This is a genomic window from Micromonospora sp. CA-263727, assembly GCF_050942455.1.
Taxonomy (GTDB): Bacteria; Actinomycetota; Actinomycetes; order Mycobacteriales; family Micromonosporaceae; genus Micromonospora.
Genome location: NZ_CP192031.1, coordinates 1,853,257 through 1,879,060, shown reverse-complemented (window position 1 = coordinate 1,879,060; position 25,804 = coordinate 1,853,257). Strand labels below are relative to the sequence as shown.

The following is a 25,804-nucleotide window of genomic DNA, read 5'->3' as shown; positions in this document are numbered from 1 at the left end:
CAGGCAGGATGACGGCGTGGACGGACACGACATGCTGCTCTCCCCCGCCGGCGTCGATGCACTGCGGACCGCGTTGACCCGGGCCGCGTTCACCGCCAACGGCATCGCCATGCGGCTCGGCCCGCAGGCCACCGGCGGCGTGGCCCGCAACGACTTCCGGGCCGCCCTGCGCGCCACCGCCGACCAGGACCCGCTCGCCACCCTGATCCGGGTCTTCATCTGCGAGCAGACCGAGCCGGAGGCCGCGGTGTCGGCCGCGCTGGCGCCACTGTCCATCGCCGAGGCCCTCGACGCGGGACTGGTCGAGCGATACGGGGACGGGCTGCGGATGGGGCTGGACCTGGAACCGTACGGCGACGAATGGTGGGTGCTCGCCGACGTGCCGGCCAGCGCCCGACCCGGCCGCCCGCTGCACGCCGAGCACGTCCTGGGCATCGGTGGGGCGACCCAGACCATGATCGGCGCTGCCGTCCGGCGGCCGGTGGAGAGCGCCCTCGACCTGGGCACCGGATCGGGCGTACAGGCGCTGCACCTGAGCACCCACGCGCGGCGGGTCACCGGCACCGATCTCTCACGACGCGCGCTGCGCTTCGCCGCCACCACCGCCGCGCTCAACGGCCAGGACTGGGAACTGTTGCAGGGCGACATGGTGGCACCGGTCGCCGGTCGTCGCTTCGACCTGGTGGTGAGCAACCCGCCCTTCGTGGTCGGGCCGGGCACCACCACACATGTCTACCGCGACTCCGGCCGGGTCGGCGACGCGATCGGCGCAGAACTGGCCGCCGCCGCGCCCGGGCTGCTCACCGAGGGCGGCACCATGCAGTACCTCGCCAACTGGGTGCACGTGACCGGCGAGGACTGGGGCGAGCGGGTGGCCGGCTGGTTCGCCGGCACCGGCCTGGACGCCTGGGTGATCCAGCGCGAGGTCGCCGACCCGATGGCGTACGTCAACCTGTGGCTGACCGACGTCGGCGAGGCGGCCGACCCGCAGCGCATGGCCGACTGGCTGGACTGGTTCGACGCGCACAAGGTGGAGGCGATCGGTTTCGGCATCGTCTCGCTGCGCCGGGGCGGCCACGACGCGCCGACGCTGCGGGTGGAGGACCTGCGCCAGCGGGTGCAGACGCCGATGGGCGACCGGATCGACGCCTGGTTCGACCGGCAGAGCTGGCTGCACGGGCGCGACGACGACGGGCTGCTGGCCGCGCGCTATCGCGCCACCGACGGGCTCCAACTACGTCAGGAGGCCACCATGGGCCCCGATGGCTGGGCGGTGGACCGGCAGGTCCTCGCCATGCCGCAGGGACTGCGCTGGACCGAGGAGATCGACCCGCTGGTACTGGCCCTGGTGGGCGGGGCCGACGGCCGGCTGCCGCTGCGCGACCAGCTGGCGCTGCTCGCCGTCGCGCACGACGTGACCGTCGACGAGCTGGCCGAGGCGGCCGGGCCGATCGTGGCGCACCTGGTCGAGCGGGGTTTCATCGAACCGGTGACGGCCTGATGCGGGCGGTGGTGCAGACGGTCGGCCGGGCCAGCGTCACGGTCGACGGCGAGGTGGTCGGTGCGATCTCCGACGGGCTGCTGGTGCTGGTCGGGGTGACCCACACCGACACCGTCGAGACCGCCCGCACGATGGCGCGCAAGGTGCACGAGCTGCGGATCCTGGACGACGAGCGGTCCGCGGCCGACGCCGGCGCGCCGATCCTGGTCATCAGCCAGTTCACCCTCTACGGCGACGCCCGCAAGGGTCGCCGCCCCTCCTGGACCGCGGCGGCCCCCGCCGAACTGGCCGAACCTCTGGTCGACGCGGTGGTCGAGGCGCTGCGGCAGCGCGGCGCGAAGGTCGAGACCGGCCGCTTCCGCGCCCACATGCTGGTGGAGAGCGTCAACATCGGCCCCCGCACCCTCCTCCTCGACCTCTGAATTTCCGAACCCGACCGTCACCGACCGTGCCGGTCGTCCCCCTTCTTCTCGCGCGGGCTGTCGGGTCCCCGATCGCCTCACTCCCGTTTTACGCCCCAACCGCCAAGCTGTTTGTCACCGGCAGGACTGGCCGGGGCAACACGGCACGGACGTGGACACGGGGAGTGACGAGATGGCCCTGCAGATGATGGAACACCGGATGCGCGCCGGCACCGAAGCCGAGCACGGCGTCGAGACGATGACCGACCTGGACGCCACCGACGAGCGCGGCGTCTCCACGGACCTGGTCCGGGCGTACCTCAACGGAATCGGCCGGACGAAGCTGCTCACCGCGGCCGAGGAGGTCGACCTGGCGAAGCGGATCGAGGCCGGGCTCTTCGCCGAGGAGAAGCTGGCCACCTGCACCCCGGTCTCCGCCGACCTGCGCGCCGACCTGGAACTGGTGGCGCAGCAGGGTCGGGCCGCGAAGAACCGCCTGCTGGAAGCCAACCTCCGGCTGGTGGTGAGCATCGCCAAGCGGTACACCGGCCGCGGCATGGCCTTCCTCGACCTCATCCAGGAAGGCAACCTCGGCCTCATCCGCGCCGTCGAAAAATTCGACTACACCAAGGGCTACAAATTCTCCACCTACGCCACCTGGTGGATCCGCCAAGCCATCACCCGCGCCATGGCCGACCAAGCCCGCACCATCCGCATCCCCGTCCACATGGTCGAGCAGGTCAACCGGATGGTCCGGGCGCGCCGCGAGCTGGCGGTGTCGCTGGGCCGCGAGCCCACCATCGCCGAGGTCGCCCACGCGCTGGACGTGCCGGAGTTCCAGGTGATCGAGCTGATCTCGTACGACCGGGAGCCGGTCAGCCTGGACCAGGCTGTCGGCGAGGACGGCGAGAGCGCGCTGGGCGACTTCGTGGCCGCCGTCGACCCGTCCGCCGAGCCGGGCGACGCCACCGCCCGGGGCGAGTTGCGCAACGAGGTGAGCATCGTGCTGGCCACCCTGTCCCAGCGCGAGCAGGCGGTGATCCGGCTGCGGTTCGGGCTCGACGACGGCCGGCAGCGCACCCTGGACGAGGTGGGCCGCGAGTTCGGCCTGTCCCGCGAGCGGATCCGGCAGATCGAGAAGGTGACGCTGCTCAAGCTGCGCGCTCCGGAGCGGGCGCAGCGGCTGGAGGCGTACGCCTGCTGACGTGACTGAAGTGACATCGGCCCCGGCGGTTCGCCGGGGCCGATGTCGTGGGTACCGCTTGACCCGGCCCGCGCCGCCCGATGCGGGTGGTACAAACAGGCCAGTCCCGGGAGGATGACGATGAACCGGACGCTCGAAGTGGTGGTCGTGCCGGTTCCCGACCTGGACCAGGCCAAGGCGTTCTACGCCGACCGGGTCGGCTTCACCGTCGACCACGACACGGTGATCAGCGACGACGTACGGATCGTGCAGCTCACCCCGCCCGGCTCGGGCTGCTCGGTCGTGATCGACAGGGGCGCGGTGCCGCAGATCTCCAGCCGTGCCTGAGCCAGCTGTTAACAGGGGGCCCTTCCTCTACACCAGGCGTTAAGAAGGGGCCCTTCCTTTCACAAACGGCGGGGGCCGGTGTCGGGGCGGGGGGTGGCGGAGCCGACCCGGACAGCGGCGTGCAGCACGGAGAGGCCGTCGGGGCGGGCGAGCACCGGGTTCAGCGCCAGCGCACGGACCCGGGGCTGCTCGTCGGCCAGCCGCCCGACCCGCAGCAGCAGGTCGGCCAGGGCCATGCGGTCCACCGGAGCGGCGCCCCGGTGACCGCGCAGCAGCGGTGCCGCCCTCGGCGCGTCGACCAGTTCGGCCGCGTCCCGGTCGGTCAACGGCACCGCCCGCCAGGCCCGGTCGCCGAGCAGCTCGGTGGCGACCCCACCGAGCCCGAAGCCGACGACCGGGCCGAACGCGGGATCCTCGACCAGCTCCACCACGCAGGCCACGCCGGGCGGGACCATCGGCTGCACCAGGACGTCCGCGCCGAATGCCGCCGCCAGCTCCGCGTACGTCCTGCGCACGGTGGCCGCGTCGGCCAGGTCGAGGCGGACGGCGCCCAGGTCGAGGCGGTGCCGCAGCCCACCGGCGGCGGCCTTGAGCGCCACCGGGTACCCGAGCCGCGTCGCCGCCTCGACGGCCTCCCCGGCGGAGGCGACCGGCACCGACTCGACCACCTCGACGCCGTACGCGGCGAGCAGCGCCGCCGGGTCGACGCCGTCCGCCCGCAGCGCCGCCTGCGCCGCCGCCCGGTCGACGCCGGGCAGCTCGGGCAGGACGCCGGGCGGCCGGCGCAGCCAGTCGGCGTACGCGGTGACCCGGGCGAGCGCGCGGACCGCCTCCTCGACGCTCGGGTACGAGGGCATGTTTGCCGGTGCCCGGCCGACCAGGAAGGTCGCCACCGCCGGCTTGGCGGCGGTGGCGAGCGCGGCGGGCAGGACCGCGCCGAAGTCCGCCTCGGCGTCGGTGAACTGGCCGGGCAGTGGCGGCGCGAAGAGGGCCACCAGCGCGTCGACGGTCCCGTCGGCGGCAGCGGCGGCGAGCGCCTGGGCGTACTCGGCCGCGCTGGCCCGAGGCCCGACGTCGCGGGGATAACCGGCCGCGACGGTCAGCCCCTGGGCCGCGCAGGCGGTGGCCGCCAGCCCGGTCAACGCCGAGGAGTTGCCGACGATGCCGACCCGGTTCCCGGCGGGCAGTGGCTGGTTGGCCAGCAGCACCCCGACATCGAGCAGCTCGGCGACGGTGTCCACGCGGATCACCCCGGACTGGGCGAAGAGCGCGCTCACCGCCACCTCGTCCGGGCCGACGGTGTCGCCCACCCCGGGCGGGCGGGCCGGGGAGGCCAGCGCCACCACCGGCTTGTCCCGGCCGATCCGCCGGGCCAGCCGGGCGAACTTGCGCGGGTTGCCGAAGGTCTCCAGATACAACATGATCACGTCGGTCGCCGGGTCGTCCTGCCAGTACTGCAACAGGTCGTTGCCGGAGACGTCGGCCCGGTTGCCGGCCGAGACGAAGCTGGACAGGCCGAGCCCCCGCCGGTCCGCCTCGGCCAGCAGCGCCACGCCGAACGCACCGGACTGGCTGAAGATGCCGACCCGGCCGGGCAGCGGCAGACGGGGGGCGAGGGTGGCGTTGAGGCGTACCGTCGGGTCGGTGTTCGCCACCCCCAGGCAGTTCGGGCCGATCACCCGCATGCCCGCGGCGTGGGCCGCACGGACCAGCGCCCGCTGCGCGGCGGCGCCCTCGACGCCCGCCTCGGCGAAGCCGGCGGAGATGACGACCAGGCCGTGCACCCCGGCCGCGGCGGCGTCGGCGACCACCTCGGACGCCGAGGGCGGCGGCACCGCCACCACCGCCAGGTCGACCGGCAGCCCGGCGTCGGCCGCCGACGGGTACGCGGGCAGGCCGGCGACCCGGGCGGCGGTGGGATGCACCGGCACCACCGCCCCGGTGAACCCGCCGTCGCGCAGGTGCCCGAGCACCGCCGCGCCGACGCCCTGGCCGGTGGCGCTGGCACCGTAGACGGCGACGCCACGCGGGGCGAGCAGCCGGGCGATGGAGCGCGCCTCGGTACGGTGCTCCCGGCCGCGCTGCACCTCCAGGGTCGCCTCGGTGGGGGCGATCGGGAAGCTCAGGTGGACCACGCCATCGGCGAACTGGCGCTGGATCTGGTACCCGAAGTCGGCGAAGACCCGCAGCATCTGGCCGTTGGCCGGAAGCACCTCGGCGACGAAGTTGACGATCCCGACCCGCCGGGCGGCGTCGGCGAGATGCTCCATCAACACCGAGCCGATACCGCGGCCCTGGTAGGCGTCCTCGACCACGAAGGCGACCTCGGCGTCGGGCGAGGCCGGACCGAGCCGTTCGTAGCGGCCGACGGCGACGATCTGGTCGGCGGCCAGCACCACGAACGCCTCCCGGTCGAGGTGATCGACGTTCACGAAGCGCCGCAGGTCCCGCTCCGGGATACGCGGGTACGGCGAGAAGTAGCGCAGGTACCGGGTCCGCTCGGAGAACCGGGAGTGCATCGCCACGATCGCCGGCGCGTCCGTGGGACGGATCGGTCGCAGCTGGACCGTGCTGCCGTCGCTGAGCAGCACGTCCACGGCTTGTTCGGCTGTGGTCACCTCGGGCGGCCCTCCCCCGGCCGGCACGGTCAGTCGCGTGGATCGTGTGGGTCGAGGCCGAGCAGCGGGAAGATCGCCTTACGGCTCGCGGCGATCGCCCGGTCCACCGGGTCCGGCTCACCGGTGGGCTGCCACGGCTCGTACCCCGGGTCGACGTCGTCGGTCATCCGCAGCGGCACGTCGAAACCGGGGCGGCGGGCGGCGGCCAACTCCCGCCAGGCCAGCGGCGTCAGCGTGGCCGGGTCCAGCGGTGCGCCGGTGGCCACCGCCAACAGGTGCGTCCAGGCCCGGGGAACCACCTCGACCAGGGCGTACCCGCCGCCGCCGGTGGCCACCCAACGGCCGTCGCAGAGCTCGTCGGCGAGCGACCGCAGCGCCAGGTAGGTGGCCCGCTGCCCGTCGACCGAGAGGTGCAGGTCGGCCAGCGGGTCGACCCGGTGCGCGTCCGCCCCGCACTGGGTGAACAGGAGCTGCGGGCGGAACGCGCGCAGCACCGACGGCACGATCGCGTGGAAGGCGCGCTGCCAGCCGGGATCCTCGATGCCGGGCGGCAACGCGATGTTGACCGCGGTGCCCTCCGCGCCGGGGCCGCCGGTCTCGTCCGGGAACCCGGTGCCCGGGAAGAGCGCCAGCGGGGTCTCGTGCAGGCTGACGGTCAGCACCCTCGGGTCGTTCCAGAAGATCTGCTGCACCCCGTCGCCGTGGTGCACGTCGACGTCGACGTACGCGATCCGCTCCGCGCCGAGGTCGAGCAGCCGGGCGATGGCCACCGCCGGGTCGTTGTAGACGCAGAAGCCGGCGGCCCGGGCCGGCATCGCGTGGTGCAGGCCGCCGGCCACGTTCACCGCGCGGCGGGCCTCGCCGCGCCACACCGCCTCGGCGGCGGTCACCGAGGCCCCGGCGACCAGCGCGCTGGACTCGTGCATGCCGTCGAAGACCGGATTGTCGGAGGTGCCCAGGCCGAAGCCGGCGAAGAGCGGATCGCGCGGGGCGATCCGGACCGCGTCCAGGTAGCGCGGGTCGTGCACCCGGGTCAGCAGCGCGTCGGCGGCGGGCGCGGGCTTGACCAGCCGCACCCCGGGTCGTTGCAGGATGCCGAGTTCCCGGGCGAGCGCGATGGTCAGCTCCACCCGGACCGGATCGAGCGGGTGGTCACCGAGGTCGTAGGCGAGCAGCGACTCGTCCCACACCACCACCGTGTCGTCGGACATCTGTCCATCGTCGCACGTGGCCGCCGGGCGGCCGGGTCGTGTACCGGGTCAGGCACCGGGTGGCGGGGCGGTGGCCACCGGCCGGGCCGGGTCGGCCACCCAGTTGCTCCACGAGCCGACGTAGAGCGCGGCGTCCGGCCGGCCGGCCAGATGCAGGGCGAGCACCGCCTGGGCGGCGGTCACTCCCGAGCCGCAGTACGCCCCGACCGGCACCCCCGCGGCCACCCCGGCGGCGGCGAACCGGTCCCGCAGCGCGTCGGCGGCGGGAAAGCGGCCGTCGGTGACGTACTCGGACGCCGGCAGGTTCACCGCGCCGGGGATGTGCCCCGCGACCGGGTCGATCGGCTCATGGTCACCCCGGTAGCGGGGCGCGGCCCGGACGTCGAGCAGGACGCCGTCACCGGCCGCGGCGAGTCGGGCGGCCGCCGTCGCGTCCAGCACCGGCAGGGCGCCCGGCCGGACGGCCACGTCGCCGGGGGCCGGGGTCGGCTCGTCGGTGCTGGTGGGCAGGCCGGCGGCCCGCCAGGCCGGGTAGCCGCCGGACAGCAGGCGTACCGGCCGGTGCCCGGCCCAGCGCAGCGTCCACCAGGCGCGGGCCGCGGACATGCCGTCGCCGCCGTCGTACACCACCACGGGGTGACCGGCGCGCACCCCGGCGGCCCGCAGCGCCGCCTGCAAGGCGGCCGGATCGGGCAGCGGGTGCCGGCCGGCCAGACCGGGTGGGCCGCAGAGCGCGGTGTCCAGGTCGACGAAGACCGCCCCGGGCAGGTGCCCGGCCGCGTAGTCGTCCCGGCCGGACGGGCCGGCCAGCCGCCAGCGGACGTCGAGCAGGGTGGGCGGGTCGACCTCGTCGAGTTCGACGGCGAGCCGCCCGACCTCGACCAGAAGATCATCGGCACCGGACATAGCGTCCAGTCAACACCATTGGTGACCCGGGGAGGCGGTTCGGTGACCGCCGTTCGGGGGTGGGGCAGGGTACCATCGATCACTGGAGGGCCGCTGACACCATGAAGTCTCACGACCTGGTCGATACGACCGAAATGTACCTGCGCACCATTCTCGAACTCGAAGAGGAGGGCGTGCCGCCGCTGCGTGCCCGGATCGCCGAACGGTTGCACCAGAGTGGCCCCACCGTCAGCCAGACCGTCGCCCGGATGGAACGCGACGGCCTGCTCACGGTCGAGGGTGACCGACACCTCAGCCTCACCGCGCTCGGCCGCGGCACCGCCGTGTCCGTGATGCGCAAGCACCGGCTCGCCGAACTGCTGCTGGTCAACGTGATCGGGATGCCCTACGAGGAGGCCCACGAGGAGGCCTGCCGCTGGGAGCACGTGATGAGCGATGCGGTCGAGAAGCGGGTCTACGACCTGCTCAACCGGCCGACCCGGTCGCCGTACGGCAACCCCATCCCCGGGCTGGAGGAGTTGGGCTCGCCCGGCAGGACGGAGCCGGAGCCGGCCGAGGGCGAACGCAACCTGGCCTTCCCCGGCCTGACCGGCAAGGTGGTCGTCCGGCGGATCTGCGAGAGCGTGCAGACCGACGCCGAGGTGCTCCGGCAGTTGCACGCGGCCGGCGTCGACCCGGGGGCCACCGTGACGGTGGCGCAGGAGCGCGACGCCGTCGCCATCGACCGCTCCGGCGAGAGCATCCGGCTGCCCCGCGAGGTCGCCTCCCGGGTCTTCGTCGCCGCCGCCTGACGCGCTGCCCGTTCAACTCACGTACGGGCAGTGCCGGCAGCCCCGACCACAGCAGGTGCCGCGACGGGCCAGAAAGCCCGCAGTGAGCACGAACAGCCCGGTCGCCGGGTCGAGATAGCCGGCCTCACCGGCGGCCAGCGCAGCCGCGTGCGCGGCGAGGATCCGCTCCCGTTCGGGGTGCTCGGGCGGCAGCCGCGACGGGTGCGGCTCGGTCAGCGGCCGCGCCGCCAGGGGCCGTCGCTCTCCTTCCACCCGGCGCAGTCTAGACAGCCGGCGGCAGCCCCGACCGCGCCCGGTCGTCGCGCTGAACCGGGCGGTGGCCGGGTCGATGGTGGACGGACCGGAAGCCGCGCTCGCCGAGGTCGACGCCCTGGCGCAGGACGCCCGACTCGCCGGCTACCACTACCTGCCCGCGATCCGAGCCGACCTGCCACGCCAACTCGACCGCCCGGCGGAAACCGCACGGGCGTACCAGGCGGCCCTCGAACTGGCCGACAACAACCCCGAACGCGACTTCCTGACCACCCGCCTCACCCCCTCCCCCCACCCGCTCACCGCAAGCACCCGACCCCCGCCGATCATGGAGTTGTGGTGCCTTACAAAAACCTGCAAACAGCGCAAATCAGCCACCACAACTCCATGATCGACGCACGGGGGCTCGGGTGGGGGCGGGGTGGGGTGGGTGGTGAGGGGGTGGGTGGCGGTTCGGAGTGCGTCGACAGCGGCTGCCTCGGTTTCGTAGGCCACCGCGATCGCCGTCGCCAGCGCGGGGAGGTCCGGTTGGACCGGTGGCCGTTGGTCGAGTTCCGCGCGGGTGGACCAGAGTGCGGCGGCTGCGGCCGAGCGCTGAAGATCGCCCTCGTCGCCGAGGGCGACTGCTGCCGCGAGGTCGGCCCGCAGCTCGCGGAGCTGCTGGTATTCGGGTACGTCGGCGGGGAGCGCGGTCTCGGCCACCGCGTGCCACGCCGCTGCCGCTCCAGGCACCGCAGCGAAACGGAGGCCAGACGGGACGGGCCCCGGGCGGTGATCCGCCCAGGGCCCGTCGCGTACCGGAGAATCAGCTGCAGCCGCTGGTGGAGCCGCAGCCTTCGCAGACGTAGCAGCTGCCGGCCGGGCGCATCTTCGTACCGCAGGTGAAGCAGAGCGGCGCGTCGGCGGCCTTGCCGATGACCGCCTCCAGCAGCTCGGTGCTGGAACCGACGGAGGACGCCGGCTTGACGGCGGCGGCGTCGGCCAGTTCGAGGGCCGGCTGGGCGATCGGGCCGACCTTCGGCTCCTCCGGCTTGATCTCCACCGGGGCGGAGGAGGCCATGGCGGTGAGGTCGGCGGCGTTCGCCTCCGCCTCGGCCTCGGCGGCCAGCTGGGCGGCCCGCTCCTTGGCGGTGAAGATGCCCAGCTCGGCGCGGCGTTCGTAGGGCAGGAAGTCCAGTGCCAGGCGACGGAAGATGTAGTCCATCACCGAGGCGGCCATCCGCACGTCCGGGTCGTCGGTCATGCCGGCCGGCTCGAAGCGCATGTTGGTGAACTTGCTGACGTACGTCTCCAGCGGGACGCCGTACTGGAGGCCGATGGAGATGGCCACCGAGAAGGCGTCCATCACGCCGGCCAGGGTGGAGCCCTGCTTGGACATCTTGAGGAAGACCTCGCCCAGGCCGTCGTCCGGGTAGGACGAGGCGGTGAGGTAACCCTCGGCGCCGCCGACCGAGAAGGAGATGGTCTCCGACGGGCGCTTCTTCGGCAGCCGCTTGCGCACCGGGCGGTACTCGACCACCTTCTCCACCACCGGCTCGACGGCCGTGCTGGTCGCCTCCGGCTCGGCGGTCTTCTTCTTCGCCGCCGACAGTGGCTGGCCCACCTTGCAGTTGTCCCGGTAGATGGCCAGGGCCTTGAGGCCGAGCTTCCAGCCCTCGAAGTAGATCTTCTCGACGTCCTCGACGGTGGCCTGCTCCGGCATGTTGACCGTCTTGGAGATGGCGCCGGAGATGAACGGCTGCACCGCCGCCATCATCCGCACGTGGCCCATCGGGGCGATGGAGCGCTCGCCCATGGCGCAGTCGAAGACCGGGTAGTGCTCCGGCTTGAGGCCGGGGGCGTCCACCACGTGGCCGTGGTCGGCGATGTGCTCGACGATCGCCTCGACCTGCTCCTCGGGGTAGCCGAGGCTGCGCAGGGCGCGCGGCACGGTCTGGTTGACGATCTGCATCGAGCCGCCGCCGACCAGCTTCTTGAACTTGACCAGCGCCAGGTCCGGCTCGACACCGGTGGTGTCGCAGTCCATCATCAGGCCGATGGTGCCGGTCGGGGCGAGCACGCTGGCCTGCGAGTTCCGCCAGCCGTTCCTCTCACCGACCTTGTTGCCCTGGGTCCACTGCCGGGTGGCCTCACGGACGATCGCGGTGGCCACCGTGCCGGCCGGCTTGATCTGGTCGTTGGCGGCGGCGTGCTTGCGCATCACCCGCTTGTGCGGCTCGGCGTTGCGGGCGTAGCCGTCGTACGCGCCGACGATGCCGGCCAGCTCGGCCGAGCGGCGGTACGCCGTGCCGGTCATCAGCGAGGTGATCGCGGCGGCGACCGAGCGCCCCTGCTCCGAGTCGTAGGGCAGGCCGGAGGCCATCAGCAGGGCACCGAGGTTGGCGTACCCGATGCCGAGCTGCCGGTACGCCCGGGTGGTCTCGCCGATCTTCTCGGTCGGGAAGTCGGCGAAGCAGATCGAGATGTCCATCGCGGTGATGACCAGCTCGACGCTGCGGACGAACTTCTCCACCTCGAAGCCCCCGTCGGCGCGGAGGAACTTCATCAGGTTCAACGAGGCCAGGTTGCACGAGGAGTTGTCCAGGTGCAGGTACTCCGAGCACGGATTCGACGCGGTGATCCGGCCGGTCTCCGGGCAGGTGTGCCAGTCGTTGATGGTGTCGTCGTACTGGAGGCCGGGGTCGGCGCACTCCCAGGCGGCCTGCGAGATGGTGCGGAACAGCTTCTGCGCGTCGATCGTCTCGATGGTCTGCCCGTCGAGCCGGCCACGCAGGTCGAAGCCCGTCCCGTTCTCCACCGCAGTCATGAACTCGTCGGAGACCCGGACCGAGTTGTTGGCGTTCTGGTACTGCACGCTGACGATGTCGGCGCCGCCCAGGTCCATGTCGAACCCGGCGTCGCGCAGCGCGCGGATCTTGTCCTCCTCGCGCGCCTTGGTGACCACGAACTCCTCGACGTCCGGGTGGTCGACGTCGAGGATCACCATCTTGGCCGCGCGCCGGGTGGCCCCACCGGACTTGATGGTGCCCGCGCTGGCATCCGCGCCGCGCATGAAGCTGACCGGGCCGGAGGCGGTGCCACCGGAGGAGAGCAGCTCCCGGGAGGAGCGGATCCGGGAGAGGTTCACCCCGGAGCCGGAGCCGCCCTTGAAGATCAGCCCCTCCTCCTTGTACCAGTCGAGGATGGAGTCCATCGAGTCATCCACAGAAAGGATAAAACAGGCACTGACCTGCTGGGGGGAGGGCGTGCCGACGTTGAACCAGACCGGCGAGTTGAAGCTGAAGACCTGGTGCAGCAGCATCCAGGTCAGCTCGTGGGCGAAGACCTCGGCGTCGGCCGCGGAGGCGAAGTAGCCGTACTCCTCGCCGGCGGTGCGGTAGGTGGCGACCACCCGGTCGATCAGCTGCCTGAGCGACCACTCGCGCTCCGGGGTGCCCACCGCGCCCCGGAAGTACTTGGTGGTCACGATGTTGGCCGCGTTGACGCTCCAGCTCTCCGGGAACTCCACCCCGCGCTGCTCGAAGTTGATCGAGCCGTCCCGCCAGTTCGTCATCACGACGTCCCGGCGCTCCCAGGCGACCTCGTCGTACGGGTGCACTCCCTGGCTGGTCCAGACCCGCTCGACCTTCAGGCCCGCGCCCGCCTTGCTCCGTGACCTGCTTGTTGTCACACCGTCCCCCGGCATCTCATCCGCCCCCTCGTCCGCGCGGGCCCCCGCGCGATCCGACTGTCACTACTGCTCGAAGAAAAAGCTCACTACGCGGGGCCGGCGGCGCTGGCCGCCTCGGCCCGGACGCCCTCGCGGGCGCGTGCGGCGGCCCGCAGCGTCTCGATCTCCCGCTCGAAGTCGGCGAGCGAGTCGAACGACCGGTAGACGCTGGCGAACCGCAGGTAGGCGACCTCGTCCAGGTCCCGCAGCGGGCCCAGGATGGCCAGCCCCACCTCGTTGCTGGGGATCTCGGCGGCCCCCTTGGCCCGGATGGTCTCCTCGACCCGCTGCGCGAGAATCGCGATCGAGTCCTCGTCGACCGGCCGGCCCTGGCACGCCTTGCGCACCCCGCCGATGATCTTCGTACGGCTGAACGGCTCGGTCACCCCGCTGCGCTTGACGACGGCGAGCACCGCCTCCTCGACGGTGGTGAACCGTTTGCCACACTCCGGGCAGGAGCGTCGCCGACGGATCAGCTGGCCGTCGTCGGCCTCCCGCGAGTCGACCACGCGGGAGTCGGCGTGCCGGCAGTACGGACACCGCATCGCCCGACCTCCTCGATCGACCACGGGCCCACCCCGGCCGCCTCCGGGCACGCCGCGGGACGGCGGAGCCATCCCGCAGGATGGCCGCCGGGTCAGCGGTATGGGAGTGCGGTCGGTAGTCGAACCCAACCTGTAGGCAACTTACGCCCGTGTGACTACTACATCTAGGGGTCGACCGTATGCCGCCGACGTTCCGCGGTCAAGTTGCCGGCGTGTCCGGCGCGTCACCCGACAGGCCACCCGCTTCCCCTTTCCACGCAACCCGAGAACCCAACGCGGACCGGCGACACGGGTTACCGCCCGATCGCCCGGGATCGTCAGCGATCCGGACCGGGTCGAACACCCGTTCGACCCGACGTACCATTTACCAGAACAGGCGTACGACTGTCGCGGCTTTTCGCGCCGACACGCGGAGGAAGGTCGTACAGATGTTTGAAAATGACCGATCTCACCTATACGGTCATCAACAGCCGGAGGTGACCATGGTCGCCCCAACCGGCCCGCGAGACCACCGTGCGCACCACGAGCCGCCGAGGCACCCAGCGCCGACCAGGGAGGACGGACGTGACCGAGGACCGGGCCAACCGGCCGCAGAGCCCGCAGCAGGGCACCGAGGCGGGCCCGCCGGCCGCCCGACGCCGGAGCGTCACCCGCGCCCGGGCCGGGCAGCCCGCCGTGCGCCCCGTGACGTCGGTGGTCAGCGCCTTCCCCGACCCGGCGACGGTCGACCTCACCGCCCGCCAGCGGCGCATCCTCGACTTCATCCGCACCTGGGTGGAGCGGCACGGCTACCCGCCGAGCGTGCGCGAGATCGGCGAGGCGGTCGGGCTGGTGTCGCCGTCCAGCGTCGCCTACCAGCTCAAGGAGCTGGAGAAGAAGGGCTTCCTGCGGCGTGACCCGAACCGGCCGCGCGCGGTGGACGTCCGCTCCCCCAGCGACGTCGACGACGAGCTGACCCGCTCGCAGCGCCCCACCCCCGCGTACGTGCCGATGCTCGGCCGCATCGCCGCCGGTGGGCCGATCCTCGCCGAGCAGTCGATGGAGGACGTCTTCCCGCTGCCCCGCGAGTTGGTCGGCGAGGGCGAGGTGTTCATGCTCCAGGTCAAGGGCGACTCGATGCTCGACGCGGCGATCTGCGACGGCGACTGGGTGGTGGTCCGGCAGCAGCCGACCGCCGACTCCGGCGAGATCGTCGCCGCCATGCTCGACGGCGAGGCGACCGTGAAGACCTACCGACGGCGGGACGGCCACGTCTGGCTGATGCCGCAGAACCCCGCCTTCGACCCGATCCCCGGCGACGACGCCACCATCATGGGCCGGGTCGTCGCCGTGCTACGCCGGATCTGACCCCGGATGACCGGCACCGGCCTCCGGTCGGTGCCGGTCATCCCGAGGACCGGTCAGTAGCGGTCGCCCCGGTAGCCGTAGTTGCCGCCGGGCACCTGCCCGTACGGCTCGTCGCCCTCGTCGCGGTAGCGACCGGAGCGCCGGCCCCGGTAGTCGGGCTCGGGTGGCCCACCCCGCCGGGGCGGCTCTGCGCGGTCACCGGGCTGTCCTCCGGCACGGCCACCGCCACCGCCGCCGTAGACACCGCCGCCGCCACCGGAACGCCCGCCACCCGCCGGCCGGCCGCCACCGCCGGGCCGCCCGTAGACCGGGGCGCCCTCGCCACCGGGCCGGCCACCACCGCCGTAGACGCCGCCACCGCCCTGGCCCCCCGGGTGGCCACCGCCACCACCGGCGCCCGGACGGCCACCGTCCCCGCCCGCGCGGGCCCCGTACACCGGCCCCGGGCGGCCACCGCCGGGCCGCTCGCCGTTCGGCGGCCCGCCGTAGACGCCGCTGGCCGGCGCGCCGCCGTACACCCCGCCCCGGGCAGGGTTCTGCGACGAGCCGAACCCGTCGTCCCTTCCGCGCGCCCCGGGGCCGTCGTCGTCCCCGCCGCGGGCCCTGCCGGCCGGCACGGGCCGCTTGCGTGACCGCAGGATGCCGAAGATGCCCGCGCCGACCAGCAGCGCGCCGAGCACCCCCACCGTGGCGATCAGGTACGTGATGTCGTCCAGGGTCAACCCGTCGATCCACGACCGGCCGGCCGCGTTCTTCGCCGCGTCCGGGTTCCCGGCCAGGTTCTTCGGGCCCTCGGTCGAGGGGGTGTAGCTGAGGATGTCGATCGGGTCGCTGTCGTCCAGGTGGCCCGCGTCGGAGACGGTCAGGAACGTCTTGCCGTCGGTCGAGTAGGCGATCGCCTCGCCGAACGGGTCGGCCAACGCGGTGACCCTCGGGGTGCCGGTGGTCAGGGCACCGACGATGTCGCCGTTCTGGACGTCGTACTCGAAGGCGTCGGCGTAGGTGCGCAGCACCACCCGGGAACCGTCCGGGGAGCGGGCGGCGCCGGTGATCGCGACGCGCCCGAAGGTGCTCAGCGGGTTCTCGGTGTCGGTCTTCGGCAGCTCGATGTCGCCGACCTTCTTCATCGGCACCGGGTCGGTGTCGCCGGTCTTCAACGGCCCGCCGGGGGTGAAGATCTCGGCCTTGCCGGCGGTGACCTTCGTGATGATCAGCGGAAGGTTGTCGTCGCCGATCAGCAGCGCCTCGGCATCCCGCGGCTTGCCGTCCGGGTAGGAGAGCCGGTGCAGTTTCGGCTGCGCGTTGCCGTTGACCGGCATGCTCCAGACCGCCACCCGCTCGCGGCGCTGACGGCTGGTGACGTTGTCGCCGGTGTCGGCGATCCAGAGCGTCTTCTTGTCCGGTGAGAGGGCGAGGTCCTCGGTGTCGAACGGCCCGCCGCCGGAGTAGGGGAGGTCGCGGACGACCTGGCAGTCCTTGTTGAGGTAGAAGACCCGCTTGCGGCTGTCCTGGTCGGTGCTGTCGTTGATCACGATGTAGCCGGTCTTGGTGACCACCAGACCGGACAGCTCACGCAGCCGCGAGTCGGTGACGGTGCACTGCTTCTTGGGGGCCGCCGCCAGCGGAGTCGCCGCCAACGGGGCCACCGCCAGCGGGGCCGCTACCAACGGTGACCCGGCGAACACGGGAGCCGCAGCCGCCACGGCTGGCACAGCAAACCCGGGCGTCGCCGCCGACGCGGGCGATGGGGCCGCGAGAGCGGCGCCGGTGACCGCCACGGTGGCCCCGAGCAGGCCGAGCGCAACCGTGACCGAGGTGACAGTGCGGTGCATGCATGAAGTGTCGCATGCCGAAGGTTTCCTTCGGGTGACGCCGCTGGGCGGTCACCAGGCGGTACGGACCGCCTCCACCGTGTCGCCGAACGGCGCCAACTCGGCGGCGAGCGCCTCGTTGACCCGTACGTGCAGCATGGTGCCCTCCGGCAGGTGGGCGCTGCCGAGCACCTCACCCTGCCGGTGCACCCGGGCCACCAGGTCACCCCGGTCGTACGGGAGCACCACGCGAACCTCGACCGCCGGCCGGGGCAGCCGCCGCTCGATCGCCTCGCGGAGGTCGTCGATGCCGCGCCCGCTCTGCGCGGAGACGAAGACCGCCTCGGGCCAGAGCCGCTTGAGGTGCAGCAGGGTCTCCTCGTCGGCCGCGTCGGTCTTGTTGACCACCAGCAACTCGGGCAGCCGGTCGGCGCCGACCTCGCCGAGCACCTCGCGGACGGCCCGGACCTGCTCCTGCGGATCGGGGTGGGTGCCGTCGACCACGTGCACGACCAGGTCGGCCTCGCCGACCTCCTCAAGCGTGGAGCGGAACGCCTCGACGATCTGGTGCGGCAGGTGCCGGACGAAACCGACCGTGTCGGAGAGGGTGTAGACCCGCCCGTCGGCGGTGGTGGAGCGGCGGGTGGTCGGGTCGAGCGTGGCGAAGAGCGCGTCCTCCACCAGCACCCCGGCCCCGGTGAGCCGGTTGAGCAGGCTCGACTTGCCGGCGTTGGTGTAGCCGGCGATGGCCACCGCGGGCACCGCGTTGCGGGAGCGGCGGGCACGCTTGGTCTCGCGTACCGTCCGCATGGCCTTGATCTCGCGGCGCAGCCGGGCGATCCGGTGGCGGATCCGCCGCCGGTCGGTCTCCAGCTTGGTCTCACCCGGGCCACGCACGCCCACGCCACCACCGGCGCCGCCGCCGCGGCCCGACCCACCGGTCTGCCGGGACAGCGTCTCGCCCCAGCCGCGCAGCCGCGGCAGGAGGTATTCGAGCTGGGCCAGCTCGACCTGGGCCCGGCCCTCCCTGCTCTTGGCGTGCTGGGCGAAGATGTCGAGGATCAGCGCGGTGCGGTCGACCACCTTGACCTTGGTGCGCTGCTCCAGGTTGCGCAGCTGGGACGGGGACAGCTCGCCGTCACAGATCACCGTGTCGGCCCCGGCGGAGAGCACCACGGCACCGAGGTCGTCGACCTTGCCCCGGCCGATGTAGGTGGCCGGGTCGGGCCGGTTGCGTCGCTGGATCAGCCCTTCGAGCACCTGCGAGCCGGCGGTCTCCGCCAGCGCGGCCAGCTCGGCCAGCGAGTTCTCCGCGTCGACCTGGGTGCCCTCGGTCCAGACGCCGACCAGGACCACCCGCTCCAGCCGGAGCTGGCGGTATTCGACCTCGGTGACGTCGGTCAGCTCGGTGGAGAGCCCGGGGACCCGTCGCAACGCCTGCCGCTCGGACAGCTCGTACTCACCGGTGGTGCCGTCGAGCTCGTCGTCTGGGAAAGGAACGTAGGTCTCCTGGTCGCGCAAGCGTCTCTCCTGTCCGTTCTGTGCATGTACCGAGCAATCCTGACATGTGTCAACGCCCAGTGCACCTGCTATATGCCCACCGCGTAATCAGGCAAAAGCGGGGGTGGGTGCTGGCCGCCACCAGCAAGCGAGTAGAAATGCGGACGAGCCGTTCAGCGCCGACGGAGGGATCCGCGTGCCCACCACCCGACTGCCCAGTGCCGGATTCTCGATCACGATCCGGATCGCCGTGCCCGCCGACGCCTCCTCGATCGGCCGGCTCACCACCTCGGTGGGTGAGGCCGGCGCGATCGTCACCGCGCTGGACGTGGTCGACTCCGACCCGACCCACGTGCTCGTCGACCTGACCTGCGACACCGCCGACTCCGGCCACGCCGACCAGGTGGTGGACGCGCTCAGCACGCTGGACGGCGTGGACGTGCGCAAGGTCTCCGACCGCACCTTCCTGCTGCACCTCGGCGGCAAGATCGAGGTGAGCCCGAAGGTCGCCCTGCGCACCCGCGACGAGCTGTCCCGCGCGTACACCCCGGGGGTGGCCCGGGTCTGCCAGGCGATCGCGGAGAACCCCGCCGACGCCCGCCGGTTGACCATCAAGCGCAACACGGTCGCCGTGGTCAGCGACGGCTCGGCCGTGCTCGGGCTGGGCAACCTCGGCCCCGCCGCGTCGCTGCCGGTGATGGAGGGCAAGGCGGCGCTGTTCAAGCGCTTCGGTGGGGTGGACGCCTGGCCGGTGGTGCTCGACACCCAGGACACCGACGAGATCGTCGCCATCGTCAAGGCGATCGCGCCCGCGTACGGTGGGATCAACCTGGAGGACATCGCCGCGCCGCGCTGCTTCGAGATCGAGGCGCGGCTGCGCGAGGCGCTGGACATCCCGGTCTTCCACGACGACCAGCACGGCACCGCGATCTGCGTGCTGGCCGCGCTGACCAACGCGCTGCGCGTGGTGGGCAAGCAGCTCGCCGACGTGCGGGTGGTGGTCTCCGGGGCCGGCGCGGCGGGCACCGCGATCATGAAACTGCTGCTCCGCCAGGGCGTCGGCGACATCATCGCGTACGACCGCCAGGGCGCCCTGCACCGCGGCCAGACCGGGCTCAACCCGGCCTGGCAGTGGCTGGCCGAGCACACCAACCGGGACGGCTACTCGGGCGACCTGCCCGGTGCGCTGGAGGGCGCGGACGTTTTCATCGGGGTGAGCGCGCCGAACCTGCTGACCGGCGACGACATCGCCACGATGGCGAAGGACGCCATCGTCTTCGCGCTGGCCAACCCGGACCCGGAGGTCGACCCGCGGGAGGCGCGCAAGCACGCCGCCGTCGTCGCCACCGGCCGCTCCGACCAGCCGAACCAGATCAACAACGTGCTGGCCTTCCCGGGCGTCTTCCGGGGCATGCTCGACGCGCACGCCGAGGAGTTCACCGAGGAGATGGCGCTGGCCGCCGCCCGGGCCATCGCCGACGTGGTCGGCGAGGAGAAGATCAATCCGACGGTCATCGTGCCCAGCGTCTTCGACTCCCGGGTGGCCCCGGCGGTCGCCGCCGCCGTCCGCGCCGCCGCCCAGAACCCCGCGGTCACTCCGCCTCCCGCCGCCGACCCCGGCCCCGCCGACCTCCCCGAGATCGCCGCCAACGCCTCCGCCACCCCCTAACACCCCCACCCCCGACTGCCCGCCCCCGCCACCCGCCCGCCGCCCCATCGCCCCGCCGATCATGCAGTTGTGGTGCCGCCCAAAAGCCGCCAGACAGGACAAAGCGGCCACCACAACTGCATGATCGACGCGCAAGTGCGGGGCGGGGCGCAAGAGCCGGGCGGGGCGGGTGGTTCGGGTCAGGGGAGGGAGAGGGTGCCGGTGGCGATTAGGAGGGCGGGGCCGGAGAGCCAGCAGGAGTCGGGCGTGATGGTGACGGTGAGGCGACCGCCGGGGACGTCGACGGCTACCGTGCCGACCTGCTGGGCAACGTCGTGCAGGGCGACGGCGGCGACGGCACAGGCACCGGTGCCGCAGGAGAGCGTCTCGGCGGAGCCCCGCTCGTAGACCCGCATGAGCACGTGCGCGTCCACCCCGTCGACCGGCTCGCCGGGGGCGGTGAACTCGACGTTCACCCCGGACGGGAAGAGCGCCGGGTCGAAGCCGGGCGCCCGGGTCAGGTCCAGCCCGGTCAACTCCAGCCCGGCGGGCACCGGGCAGACCAGGTGGGGATTGCCGACGTCCACCGCCGTCCCGGGCAGGGCCAGCCCGCCCAGGGCGGCGGCCGACGCGCCGTACAGCCGGGGGCGGCCCATCTCGACGGCGATGGCGGCGTCGTCGACCCGCGCGTGCACGACGCCGGCCCGGGTGGCCACCGGCAGCGTGCCGTCGGCCGGCGTGGCCAACCCGGTCTCCAGCAGGTACCGGACGAAGACCCGGGCGCCGTTGCCGCACATCTCGGCGAAGGATCCGTCGGAGTTCCAGTAGTCCATGAACCACTCGGCCTCACCGGCCATGGCCGCGCCGTCGGGGTGCTTGGCGGCGCGGACCACCCGCAGCACGCCGTCCCCGCCGATCCCGCGCCGCCGGTCGCAGATCGCCGCCACCAGGTCGGGCGCCAGTTCGAGCGCGCCGTCCGGGTCGGGCAGGATCACGAAGTCGTTGCCGGTGCCGTGTCCCTTGGTGAACTCCACACCCTCATCATTGCGCAGCGTCACGGAGAATCCGCAGGGCGGCCTCGACCAGCCCGGGATCGGCCGAGTCCAGCCAGTGCACCCGCGGGTCGCGCCGGAACCAGGAGCGCTGACGCCGGACGAAGCGGCGGGTGGCCCGGATCGTCTCGTCGTACGCCTCGGTCTCGGTCAGCTCGCCGGCGAGGAAGCGCAGGACCTGCTGGTAACCGAGCGCCCGGCTGGCCGTGCGACCCTCGGGCAGGCCCCGCCCGACCAACTCGCGGGTCTCGGCGACCAGCCCGTCGGCCCACATCCGGTTTACCCGGACCGCGATCCGCTCGTCCAGCAGGGCGGTGTCCAGGTCGACCCCGATCTGCACGGACGGGTAGTAGGGCGTCGGCTCGGGCAGCGCGGCGGTGAACGTCCCGCCGGTCAGCTCGATCACCTCCAGCGCGCGGACGATCCGCCGGCCGTTGCCGGGCAGGATCCCGGCCGCCGCCACCGGGTCGGCCTCGCGCAGCCGCGCGTACAGCGGCGCCGGCCCGACCGCGGCCAGCTCGCCCTCCAGCCGCTCGCGCAGGACCGGATCTGTGCCGGGGAACTCGAACTGCTCCAGCACCGCCCGCACGTACAGCCCGGACCCGCCGACCAGCAGCGGCACCCGGCCCCGGGCGAGGATGTCGTCCACCGCCGCCCGGGCCAGCCGCTGGTACTCCGCGACGCTGGCCGGCTCGGTGACCTCCCAGATGTCGAGCAGGTGGTGCGGCACGCCCGCGCGCTCGGCAGTGGTGATCTTGGCGGTGCCGATCTCCATCCCCCGGTAGAGCTGCATCGAGTCCGCGTTGACCACCTCGCCGCCGAGGGCGTGCGCCAGGGCGATGCTCAGCGCCGACTTTCCCGCCGCCGTCGGCCCGACCACGGCGACCACCGGACCCGGGGCGGTCACGACCGCTCCCAGCTGGCCACGAAGTAGGCCACCCCGTAGGGCGCCGCGTGGTAGCGCAGCTCGCCGCGCCAGTCGCCGCCCGCCGTCCGGGCGGCACCGGCGAGCACCTGCCAGGGCGCCCGGCCGGCCACCATCAGCTGCGCCGACAGCTCCGGGTCGAGGCCGAGCAGGGCGTCGGTGTCCGCGTCGGCCAGGGCCCGGGCAACCCCCGCGTCGTACGCCTCGGCACGCGGGTCGGCGTAGCCGGGCGCCTTCTCGCCCCGGCAGGCCGACCCGTCCCCCATCACCAGCAGCCCCCACGGATGGTTCGAGCCGAGCCTGGCACCCCAGGCGGCGCACCTCTCGGCCGGTTCGTCGGCGCCAACGGTCTTCATCCGCCAGCTCATCGCCCCGCCACCGGGGACCGGCCGCCGGCGCACCAGCCAGGCCCCCACCAGCAGGCTGAGCGGCAGGCCGTCGGTGCCCACCCGGCCGTCGGGGAGGTCACCGAGACGCACCTCCAGCGGCAGTCCCCAGGGCGCGAAGCTGCCCCGGAACGGGTGGTCGAGGTCGGCGCTGCGGTCGTCGACGCCGACCACCACGATGCTCCGCGCTCCCGAGGCGCAGAGCCGGGCCACGGCGGCGTCGCAGGCGGCCCGGAGGTCGTCCAGCTCCGGCGCGGCGGCACCGGCCACCTCGGGGACGATCAGCGGCGGATGGGGACAGACGGCGGCGGCGACCAGAGGCACCCGGCAACCGTATCGGCCCGGCGGTGCGCCGGAGGGCCGGCAGCCGGTGTGCCGGACCGGATGGTGCCGCCGGGGGCTAGGACACCGTATGGTCACGGTCGGCGATAGGCGCTCGACGCGGACCGGGGCACACCTGTGACAATGCCCGGAGAAAGTTAGCTGCGCCGTGGCGGCGTCCGGGGCTGCTCCCTGGATGCCGGGAGAACGAGGATGGGCACATGAGCGACTGGACTGCCTTCGGACGGGTGGACGCGGACGGCACCGTTTACGTCAAGACCGCCGAGGGCGAGCGGGTGGTCGGATCCTGGCAGGCAGGTGCACCGGAGGAGGGGCTGGCACACTTCGCACGCCGCTTCGCGGACCTGGTGACCGAGGTGGATCTGACCGAGGCGCGGCTCAACTCGGGCGCAGCGGACGCCAACCACTCCCTGGCCACCATCCGGCGGATCCGTGCCTCGCTGGCCGAGGCGCACGTGGTCGGCGACATCGACGCGCTGGCCGCCCGGCTCGACAAGCTCGCCACGGTGGCCGAGGAGAAGGCCGGCGAGGCCCGCGCGGCCAAGGAGGCCGCCCGCAGCGAGGCCCTGGCCCGCAAGACCACCCTGGTCGAAGAGGCGGAGAAGCTGGCCGCCGAGTCGACCGGCTGGAAGACCGCCGGCGACCGGCTCAAGGAGATCCTGGACGAGTGGAAGACCATTCGCGGGGTCGACAAGAAGACCGACGGTGAGCTGTGGAAGCGGTTCGCGGCGGCCCGGGACGGCTTCACCCGCCGCCGGGGCGCGCACTTCGCCTCGCTGGACGCGCAGCGCAAGCAGGCGCAGACGGTCAAGGAGGAGTTGGTCGCCGAGGCCGAGAAAATCAAGGAATCCACCGACTGGGCGGCGACGGCCAACCAGCTCAAGGACCTGATGAACCAGTGGAAGGCGGCGCCGCGCGCCTCGAAGGAGGCCGAGCAGCGGCTCTGGGAACGGTTCCGCGCCGCGCAGGACGCCTTCTTCACCCGACGTAGCGAGGTCTTTTCGGCCCGCGACAACGAGCAGCGCGCCAACCTGGAGCGCAAGCAGGCGCTGCTCGCCGAGGCCGAGGCCCTCGACATCGACGGCGACCCCAAGGGCGCCCAGGCCCGGCTGCGGGACATCCAGGCGCAGTGGCACGAGGCCGGCCGGGTGCCGCGCGAGGCGGCTGCCGGGCTGGAGCGCCGGCTGCGGGCCGTCGACGACAAGGTCCGCGAGGTGATGGACTCGGCCTGGCGCCGGACCACCCGGGAGGAGAACCCGCTGCTGGCCCAGATGCGGGCGCAGGTCGCGGAGGCCGAGGAGCGGCTGGCCCGGGCCCGGGCCGCCGGTGACAACCGGCGGATCAAGGAGGCCGAGCAGGCGCTCGCCTCGAAGCGTCAGTTCCTCCAGCTGGCCGAGCAGGCCGGCTGAGCCGGCAACTCCGGCAACTCCGGGAAGCCCCCGGTCCCCGCGTGGGACCGGGGGCTTCCCTGTTCGGCTGGCCGCTGGTCAGAGCGATGTGAACGTACGACATTTACATCGACACTCATCTGTGGTTATCTGAGGAAAGCGCTTGCCCTACCGGGCGAGACGCGGGAGCCAGTTCGACCAGTTCATCCGACGACGGCAGGCCGCAACCCGCGACCGCCCCGGCATCGCTGCCGCTGGGCACGGCAGTCACCGACACCGTGGCGTACCCCTGCCGACCACACCGGATGACGTCTTCCGGCCTGCACCACGGCGTCGTACCACCGCACACCCGCCGGAGGCAGGCACGTCGCGGACGCAGTCCGGGCCGGCACCGGCAGCCGGACCGCGACGAACCGACGCGTCATCCGACCCGTTCCGCGTACCCAAGGATGAGGAGAATGACCGTGCTTGCAATCGTCAAGCGTCGCCTGACCCGGCGGCTGGCGGCGCTGGCCGCGACGGCGGTCGCGCTGCCCGCGGCGCTCGTCGCGGTGACCATCGCCCCGGCCACGGCGGCGACCGTCGACACCAGCGCCTACTACGTGTTCGTGAACCGGAACAGCGGCAAGGCAATGGACGTGTGGAACTGGTCCACCGCCGACGGCGGCGAGATCCGGCAGTTCACCCGCGGCGACGGCAACAACCAGCAGTTCCAGTTCGTCGACGTGGGCAGCGGCTACTACCAGCTGCGCAACCGCCACTCCGGCAAGGTCATCACGGTGCCCAACGCGGTCGACGGGGTGCAGCTCACCCAGGTCACGGCGAGCAGCGACACCAAGCAGCACTGGGCGCTGCGCGACTCCGCCAACGGCGACGTGCGGTTCATCAACCGCCACAGCGGCAAGGCGATGGACCTGTGGCAGTGGTCCACCGCCGACGGCGGCATCGTCTCGCAGTACGCCGACCTCGACGGCGCCAACCAGCGGTGGCAGATGATCCGGCTCGGCAGCGGCACCACTCCCCCGACCACCAACCCCCCGACCACCCCACAGACCGGACTGGTCGGCTGGGCCACCCAGAACGGCGGCACCACCGGCGGCGGCAGCGCCGGCACCACCACCGTGACCAGCGCCTCGGCGCTGACCAGCGCGCTCGGCTCCACCAGCGCGGCGGTGATCCGGGTCTCCGGCACCATCAACTGCACCGGGATGCTGCGGGTCCGGTCCAACAAGACCATCCTCGGCAACGCGGGCGCGACCATCGTCGGCTGTGGCTTCACCATCAACGGTGACCGCAACGTGATCATCCGGAACCTGACCTTCCGGGGCTGGGACGACGACGCGATCAACGTGGAGCAGTCGGCCACCAACATCTGGATCGACCACAACACGTTCGGCGTCGGCTACGACGGCGCGGTCGACATCAAGCGCGGCTCCGACTTCATCACCGTCTCCTGGAACCGGGTCTCCGGTCACGACAAGTCGATGCTGCTCGGACACAGCGACGACAACGCCAGCCAGGACGTCGGCAAGCTGCGGGTGTCGTACCACCACAACTGGTTCGACGGCAGCAACCAGCGCCACCCCCGGGTCCGCTTCGGCAACCCGGTGCACGTCTACAACAACTACTACAGCAACGTGCGCGGCTACGGCGTGGCGTCGACCATGAACGCGGGCGTGCTGGTCGAGGGGAACTACTTCGAGAACACCCCCGACCCGTACCACCTGGGCGAGGGCAGCTCCGGCCCGGGCTCGCTGGTGGCCCGCAACAACCACTTCGTCAACTCGGGTAGCGGGCAGACCGGCGGCAGCGTGGCCGGCATCCCGTACTCGTACACCCTGGACACCGCGAGCAACGTCAAGTCGATCGTGACGGGCGGCGCGGGCGCCGGTCGGATCTCGGTCTGACCCATGCGGGTCGGTCGGGGTCCGGCACGCCGG

The 25,804-nt window shown here is 72.8% G+C and carries 21 protein-coding genes; 10 read left to right on the top strand and 11 right to left on the bottom strand.

Translation table 11 applies throughout. From position 1 onward, the window contains the following. The first annotated feature begins 16 nt into the window (after window positions 1–16). The 4 genes from ACQPYA_RS08580 to ACQPYA_RS08565 all read left to right on the top strand — a co-directional run bounded on the left by ACQPYA_RS08580 (window position 17) and on the right by ACQPYA_RS08565 (window position 3,433). Complete coding sequence (locus tag ACQPYA_RS08580; protein WP_433532091.1) at window positions 17–1,501, top strand: DUF7059 domain-containing protein; 1,485 nt, start codon at window positions 17–19, stop codon at window positions 1,499–1,501. Next, window positions 1,501–1,923, top strand: a complete 423-nt coding sequence (gene dtd / locus ACQPYA_RS08575; protein ID WP_433532090.1) for a D-aminoacyl-tRNA deacylase — start codon at window positions 1,501–1,503, stop codon at window positions 1,921–1,923. Before ACQPYA_RS08580 ends, dtd begins: the two co-directional genes overlap by 1 nt. 172 nt (window positions 1,924–2,095) lie before the next feature. Continuing rightward, window positions 2,096–3,106, top strand: coding sequence for an RNA polymerase sigma factor SigB (gene sigB, locus ACQPYA_RS08570; protein WP_433532089.1), 1,011 nt, complete (start codon window positions 2,096–2,098; stop codon window positions 3,104–3,106). A 120-nt stretch (window positions 3,107–3,226) separates the two neighbouring features. After that, on the top strand, window positions 3,227–3,433 hold the full coding sequence (locus tag ACQPYA_RS08565) for a VOC family protein (protein ID WP_433532088.1): 207 nt from the start codon (window positions 3,227–3,229) through the stop codon (window positions 3,431–3,433). A 59-nt stretch (window positions 3,434–3,492) separates the two neighbouring features. Here the strand turns inward: ACQPYA_RS08565 and ACQPYA_RS08560 are convergent, their stop codons facing one another. Genes ACQPYA_RS08560 through ACQPYA_RS08550 form a run of 3 tightly spaced genes read right to left on the bottom strand, consistent with a single transcriptional unit; the run spans window position 3,493 to window position 8,168 of the window. Beyond that, a complete protein-coding gene (locus tag ACQPYA_RS08560; protein ID WP_433532087.1) occupies window positions 3,493–6,051 on the bottom strand; it encodes a GNAT family N-acetyltransferase in 2,559 nt (852 codons plus the stop codon). 29 nt (window positions 6,052–6,080) lie between these two features. Continuing rightward, on the bottom strand, window positions 6,081–7,262 hold the full coding sequence (locus ACQPYA_RS08555; RefSeq protein ID WP_433532086.1) for an acetoin utilization protein AcuC: 1,182 nt from the start codon (window positions 7,260–7,262) through the stop codon (window positions 6,081–6,083). A gap of 48 nt (window positions 7,263–7,310) precedes the next feature. Further along, a complete protein-coding gene (locus ACQPYA_RS08550; protein ID WP_433532085.1) occupies window positions 7,311–8,168 on the bottom strand; it encodes a sulfurtransferase in 858 nt (285 codons plus the stop codon). A gap of 101 nt (window positions 8,169–8,269) precedes the next feature. Between ACQPYA_RS08550 and ACQPYA_RS08545 the strand changes: the two genes are divergently transcribed. Continuing rightward, window positions 8,270–8,959 (top strand): metal-dependent transcriptional regulator, encoded by a 690-nt coding sequence (locus tag ACQPYA_RS08545; RefSeq protein WP_433532084.1) that lies wholly within the window; start codon window positions 8,270–8,272, stop codon window positions 8,957–8,959. 12 nt (window positions 8,960–8,971) lie between these two features. Here ACQPYA_RS08545 and ACQPYA_RS08540 read toward each other — a convergent pair whose 3' ends face one another. After that, window positions 8,972–9,211: a DUF5522 domain-containing protein gene (locus ACQPYA_RS08540; RefSeq protein ID WP_433532083.1), complete on the bottom strand. Its 240-nt coding sequence runs from the start codon at window positions 9,209–9,211 to the stop codon at window positions 8,972–8,974. 76 nt (window positions 9,212–9,287) lie between these two features. On the opposite strand from ACQPYA_RS08540, the gene ACQPYA_RS08535 reads away from it, so the two are divergent. After that, window positions 9,288–9,602: a hypothetical protein gene (locus ACQPYA_RS08535; protein WP_433532082.1), complete on the top strand. Its 315-nt coding sequence runs from the start codon at window positions 9,288–9,290 to the stop codon at window positions 9,600–9,602. Window positions 9,603–10,016: 414 nt separating this feature from the next. On the opposite strand, the gene ACQPYA_RS08530 is transcribed toward ACQPYA_RS08535, so the two are convergent. Both ACQPYA_RS08530 and nrdR read right to left on the bottom strand, forming a co-directional pair. After that, a complete protein-coding gene (locus ACQPYA_RS08530) occupies window positions 10,017–12,896 on the bottom strand; it encodes a vitamin B12-dependent ribonucleotide reductase (protein WP_433532081.1) in 2,880 nt (959 codons plus the stop codon). A 71-nt stretch (window positions 12,897–12,967) separates the two neighbouring features. Continuing rightward, window positions 12,968–13,465: a transcriptional regulator NrdR gene (nrdR, locus tag ACQPYA_RS08525; protein ID WP_433532080.1), complete on the bottom strand. Its 498-nt coding sequence runs from the start codon at window positions 13,463–13,465 to the stop codon at window positions 12,968–12,970. Between the two features lie 564 nt (window positions 13,466–14,029). Here nrdR and lexA point away from each other — a divergent pair. Further along, window positions 14,030–14,812 carry a transcriptional repressor LexA gene (gene lexA, locus ACQPYA_RS08520; protein WP_433532079.1) on the top strand — a complete coding sequence of 261 codons (783 nt, stop codon included), beginning with the start codon at window positions 14,030–14,032 and terminating at the stop codon, window positions 14,810–14,812. Between the two features lie 53 nt (window positions 14,813–14,865). Here the strand turns inward: lexA and ACQPYA_RS08515 are convergent, their stop codons facing one another. Both ACQPYA_RS08515 and hflX read right to left on the bottom strand, forming a co-directional pair. Continuing rightward, window positions 14,866–16,644 (bottom strand): hypothetical protein, encoded by a 1,779-nt coding sequence (locus ACQPYA_RS08515; RefSeq protein ID WP_433532078.1) that lies wholly within the window; start codon window positions 16,642–16,644, stop codon window positions 14,866–14,868. A 51-nt stretch (window positions 16,645–16,695) separates the two neighbouring features. Continuing rightward, window positions 16,696–18,144: a GTPase HflX gene (gene hflX, locus ACQPYA_RS08510; RefSeq protein WP_433532077.1), complete on the bottom strand. Its 1,449-nt coding sequence runs from the start codon at window positions 18,142–18,144 to the stop codon at window positions 16,696–16,698. Between the two features lie 175 nt (window positions 18,145–18,319). Here hflX and ACQPYA_RS08505 point away from each other — a divergent pair, with 175 nt between their 5' ends. Continuing rightward, window positions 18,320–19,792 carry an NAD-dependent malic enzyme gene (locus ACQPYA_RS08505; RefSeq protein ID WP_433532076.1) on the top strand — a complete coding sequence of 491 codons (1,473 nt, stop codon included), beginning with the start codon at window positions 18,320–18,322 and terminating at the stop codon, window positions 19,790–19,792. Window positions 19,793–19,971: 179 nt separating this feature from the next. Here ACQPYA_RS08505 and dapF read toward each other — a convergent pair whose 3' ends face one another. The 3 genes from dapF to ACQPYA_RS08490 are packed head-to-tail and all read right to left on the bottom strand — an operon-like array spanning window position 19,972 to window position 22,458. Next, window positions 19,972–20,805, bottom strand: coding sequence for a diaminopimelate epimerase (dapF, locus tag ACQPYA_RS08500; protein ID WP_433533429.1), 834 nt, complete (start codon window positions 20,803–20,805; stop codon window positions 19,972–19,974). A gap of 7 nt (window positions 20,806–20,812) precedes the next feature. Continuing rightward, on the bottom strand, window positions 20,813–21,844 hold the full coding sequence (gene miaA, locus ACQPYA_RS08495; protein ID WP_433533428.1) for a tRNA (adenosine(37)-N6)-dimethylallyltransferase MiaA: 1,032 nt from the start codon (window positions 21,842–21,844) through the stop codon (window positions 20,813–20,815). Continuing rightward, a complete protein-coding gene (locus tag ACQPYA_RS08490; protein WP_433532075.1) occupies window positions 21,727–22,458 on the bottom strand; it encodes a class III extradiol dioxygenase subunit B-like domain-containing protein in 732 nt (243 codons plus the stop codon). Before ACQPYA_RS08490 ends, miaA begins: the two co-directional genes overlap by 118 nt. 218 nt (window positions 22,459–22,676) lie before the next feature. Between ACQPYA_RS08490 and ACQPYA_RS08485 the strand changes: the two genes are divergently transcribed. Both ACQPYA_RS08485 and ACQPYA_RS08480 read left to right on the top strand, forming a co-directional pair. Then, window positions 22,677–23,885 carry a DUF349 domain-containing protein gene (locus tag ACQPYA_RS08485; protein ID WP_433532074.1) on the top strand — a complete coding sequence of 403 codons (1,209 nt, stop codon included), beginning with the start codon at window positions 22,677–22,679 and terminating at the stop codon, window positions 23,883–23,885. A gap of 437 nt (window positions 23,886–24,322) precedes the next feature. Then, entirely contained in the window at window positions 24,323–25,771 is a 1,449-nt protein-coding gene (locus tag ACQPYA_RS08480) for an RICIN domain-containing protein (RefSeq protein ID WP_433532073.1), read from the top strand. Window positions 25,772–25,804 lie beyond the last annotated feature (33 nt).

What these genes read in the sequence shown, in the direction of transcription:
- dtd (WP_433532090.1), top strand. Translation starts at nt 1,501, where the DNA reads ATGCGGGCGGTGGTGCAGACGGTCGGCCGGGCCAGCGTCACGGTCGAC.
- ACQPYA_RS08515 (WP_433532078.1), bottom strand. Translation starts at nt 16,644, where the DNA reads ATGCACCGCACTGTCACCTCGGTCACGGTTGCGCTCGGCCTGCTCGGG.
- ACQPYA_RS08530 (WP_433532081.1), bottom strand. Translation starts at nt 12,896, where the DNA reads ATGCCGGGGGACGGTGTGACAACAAGCAGGTCACGGAGCAAGGCGGGC.
- ACQPYA_RS08535 (WP_433532082.1), top strand. Translation starts at nt 9,288, where the DNA reads ATGGTGGACGGACCGGAAGCCGCGCTCGCCGAGGTCGACGCCCTGGCG.
- sigB (WP_433532089.1), top strand. Translation starts at nt 2,096, where the DNA reads ATGGCCCTGCAGATGATGGAACACCGGATGCGCGCCGGCACCGAAGCC.
- ACQPYA_RS08565 (WP_433532088.1), top strand. Translation starts at nt 3,227, where the DNA reads ATGAACCGGACGCTCGAAGTGGTGGTCGTGCCGGTTCCCGACCTGGAC.
- ACQPYA_RS08480 (WP_433532073.1), top strand. Translation starts at nt 24,323, where the DNA reads ATGACCGTGCTTGCAATCGTCAAGCGTCGCCTGACCCGGCGGCTGGCG.
- ACQPYA_RS08545 (WP_433532084.1), top strand. Translation starts at nt 8,270, where the DNA reads ATGAAGTCTCACGACCTGGTCGATACGACCGAAATGTACCTGCGCACC.
- ACQPYA_RS08485 (WP_433532074.1), top strand. Translation starts at nt 22,677, where the DNA reads ATGAGCGACTGGACTGCCTTCGGACGGGTGGACGCGGACGGCACCGTT.
- ACQPYA_RS08550 (WP_433532085.1), bottom strand. Translation starts at nt 8,168, where the DNA reads ATGTCCGGTGCCGATGATCTTCTGGTCGAGGTCGGGCGGCTCGCCGTC.
- ACQPYA_RS08555 (WP_433532086.1), bottom strand. Translation starts at nt 7,262, where the DNA reads ATGTCCGACGACACGGTGGTGGTGTGGGACGAGTCGCTGCTCGCCTAC.
- nrdR (WP_433532080.1), bottom strand. Translation starts at nt 13,465, where the DNA reads ATGCGGTGTCCGTACTGCCGGCACGCCGACTCCCGCGTGGTCGACTCG.